The sequence below is a fragment of the Paenisporosarcina sp. P4_D4 genome (assembly GCF_056401835.1).
The window spans coordinates 1-2,451 of sequence record NZ_JBFUIO010000219.1; the positions used below are offsets into that span (position 1 = coordinate 1).

Consider the following 2,451-nt stretch of genomic DNA (forward strand, 5'->3'; position numbering starts at 1 on the left):
TGTCTATACAGTGACATATTCAAAAGGAAGAAATGAAGATAAGGGATCGATGATAGAAGGAGATACTCTTACCCTAAAAAAAGGAATGGTGATTAATGTCACAAGAACTGATAAGTCATAGTCCAGATTTAAAAAAATTGCGAGATGAAGGATATGAAATCGAGATTAGGAGTGGATATGCCTTAGTTCATCATGTACCTTATGTAAACTCAAATAGTGAGKTTAAATTCGGAACATTGATTTCAACTCTTTCATTAGCTGGAAATCAAACCACTAAACCAGATAATCATGTCATTTACTTTAGGGGAGATCATCCTTGCAATAAAAATGGTTCAATATTAACTGGAATTCAGCATAATTCTTGTGAACAGGTACTAGGGGACGGTATTATTTCGAACCACTCCTTCTCAAATAAGCCAGCAAGTGGCTATGAAAATTACTATGAAAAGTTTACTCGATATATAGAGATGATAATGGCACCTGCATATTCAGTTGATCAGACAGTAGCTGCGAGAACGTATATAACTAGTCAACATGCTGATAATTCTGTATTTAATTATTATGATACGAATTCAAGTAGGGCTAACATAGATGTAATTACAGAGAAACTAAAGCATCAGAAGATTGGAATAGTAGGGCTAGGAGGAACGGGATCATATATATTAGATTTAATTTCTAAAACTCCTGTAACTGAAATTCATCTATTCGATGGAGATGTTTTTTTACAACATAATGCTTTTAGGGCTCCAGGAGCGCCCTCTATAGAAGAGTTAAGAGAAAAGAAACTGAAAACAGAATACCTTCAGGCTATTTACAGCAATATGCATAAAAGTATAATCTCTCATAATAACTATATAGATGAAACTAACATACATGATATTTTGACATTGGATTTTATATTTATTTGTATTGATGATGGTGTAAGTAAAAGAGTGATTATAGAAGAGTTAGTTAAAAGTGACAAGTCTTTTATTGATGTAGGTGTAGGGATAGAAATAATCAATGAGTCATTAATCGGTGATATTAGAGTGACTACTAGTACTCCTGGGAACCGAGACCATTTGTTGAAACGAATTTCATTTACTAATGCTGAGAAGGATGAATATTCTACTAATATCCAAATAGCAGACTTGAATGCCTTAAACGCGGTAATGGCAGTAATTAAATGGAAAAAAATCAATGGATTTTACCAAGACATTTATAAAGAAGTGCATACTACCTACACTATTAATACAGGAGATCTTAATAATGCATATGAATAAATTTGAACATGTCTTCAGTTCGATAATCCCAAATCATATAGAAGAAAAAAAGATATATATTAGCGTAAAATTTAATACTGCTATTCATAAATGTGCTTGTGGTTGTGGAGAAGAAGTTGTGACGCCGTTATCGCCAAATGATTGGAAAATCACCTATGATGGTGAAAGAGTCTCTTTATATCCATCCATTGGAAACTGGTCTTATAAATGCCGCTCTCACTACTGGATTAAGCAAGATAATATAGTTTGGGCTAAGAATTGGTCAGATGAAAAAATTAAGCAGGTTAGGAAAGAAGAGTTTAAGGATAGAGAGAATAAAAACAAAGGTATCCTATACTTTTTCAAGAATTTATTTAAATAATATCTATTGATTTCTCACCCAGAAAAATTAGAAAGTCGAGGTAAAGTCTAATCGAAGAATACCTATCTTTTTTACCTATTGTTGTATCCATCATTACAGCCATTGTAGGGTATGCATTTGGCCAAAGAAATAATAAAGTGACAAGATTTCATCAACAAGTAGAGTCAAATCTAACAGACCTTTGTGGTCCTATGCATTTCAGCGTAAAAAAGATATTAAAGACTCAGGACATAAAAAACAGGGAGAGATTATTGGATCTATTTTTCAAGAATACACTTAATCCTAACATTTATAAGTTAGGAAATAGGAAGATTATTGATTTACTCATCACGAATGAAAATGCTTATTCACTTTTTAAAGAAACACGTGGAACTCAGGAGTGGGATTCTTTCTGGAGTGGATTTACTTCTTTTCAAAAATACTTGGATAATGAATATTGGAGAAACTTCAACGTTCTTTATAGTGATTATCGATGGCTTCAACATATGGTAACTTCTAATATATTTATTAAGTGCTGGCACGAAATAATTCATTTTCTTTTTCAAGCTTCTCAATTTGGCGTTATTGCATCAGGRTTTTTTGTTTATATTTCTATATGGGATAATTTCACAGCTAAAATGTTCCCTGATGGTAGTATTAACTTAACCCTTCAATTATTTTTAACAATGGTAATTATTTTCTGTACCTTTGTAGTAGTAGGAGCAAGTGTACGAGGTCTAAAAACTCAGAGAGATGATTCTTGGGTTAGAAATTTAGGGAAACGTCGGGTACCTTGGTTAATTGCTTTTTTAGATAGGTAACTTATTTATTATAATTGTCAATTAATAG

3 protein-coding genes are annotated in these 2,451 nt (G+C 32.2%); all 3 read left to right on the plus strand.

The genetic code is table 11. The features are described 5' to 3' along the window. The first annotated feature begins 95 nt into the window (after nucleotides 1–95). Nucleotides 96–1,262: a ThiF family adenylyltransferase gene (locus AC1DSL_RS17265; protein WP_477533164.1), complete on the plus strand. Its 1,167-nt coding sequence runs from the start codon at nucleotides 96–98 to the stop codon at nucleotides 1,260–1,262. After that, nucleotides 1,249–1,623, plus strand: coding sequence for a ubiquitination-like system serine protease family protein (locus AC1DSL_RS17270; protein WP_477533165.1), 375 nt, complete (start codon nucleotides 1,249–1,251; stop codon nucleotides 1,621–1,623). Before AC1DSL_RS17265 ends, AC1DSL_RS17270 begins: the two co-directional genes overlap by 14 nt. A gap of 137 nt (nucleotides 1,624–1,760) precedes the next feature. Continuing rightward, nucleotides 1,761–2,423, plus strand: coding sequence for a hypothetical protein (locus AC1DSL_RS17275; protein WP_477533166.1), 663 nt, complete (start codon nucleotides 1,761–1,763; stop codon nucleotides 2,421–2,423). Nucleotides 2,424–2,451: the final 28 nt, after the last annotated feature.

Bases quoted from the DNA above. Each gene is read 5' to 3' on its own strand.
- AC1DSL_RS17270 (WP_477533165.1), top strand. From the start codon at position 1,249: ATGCATATGAATAAATTTGAACATGTCTTCAGTTCGATAATCCCAAAT.